The sequence below is a fragment of the Burkholderia sp. L27(2015) genome (assembly GCF_009765705.1).
Lineage (GTDB): Bacteria > Pseudomonadota > Gammaproteobacteria > Burkholderiales > Burkholderiaceae > LMUX01.
This window is the reverse complement of sequence record NZ_LMUX01000070.1, coordinates 1-373: the sequence shown is the minus strand read 5'-3', so window position 1 is coordinate 373 and position 373 is coordinate 1. Positions and strand designations below refer to the sequence as shown.

General features: G+C 64.6%; 1 protein-coding gene. It reads right to left on the bottom strand.

Translation table 11 applies throughout. From position 1 onward, the window contains the following. Window positions 1–373 (bottom strand): AFG1/ZapE family ATPase (gene zapE / locus GSQ77_RS29135; protein WP_158907626.1); only part of this gene is annotated, 373 nt, incomplete at both ends.

The following is a 373-nucleotide window of genomic DNA, read 5'->3' as shown; positions in this document are numbered from 1 at the left end:
GGCGAGCCTGGCAGCGACATCGATCAGCGGATTCTGGCGCTCGCCGAGTGCGCGAAGGCTTTCGTGCACCTCACCCATGAAGCGGTGGTAATGCCGGCGCAGCGCAATATTGTGCGGCAGGCTGGAGACGAACAAGTCCATCAGGAATGTCTTGCCGCGGCCGACGCTGCCCCACAGATACAACCCCGGCACGGGCGCGACCGTTTCGTTGCCAAGCAGCGACTTCAGCCGTCCAAACAGGCCATTGCCCGCGCCTGGTTCGGCGCACAGCGCAGCTTGCATGCGGTCGAACTCAGGCAGCATCGCGAGCTGGGCCGGATCGGATTCCCAGCGATGCGCGGCGACACCTTCCTGGTAACGCGCACTAGGCGTA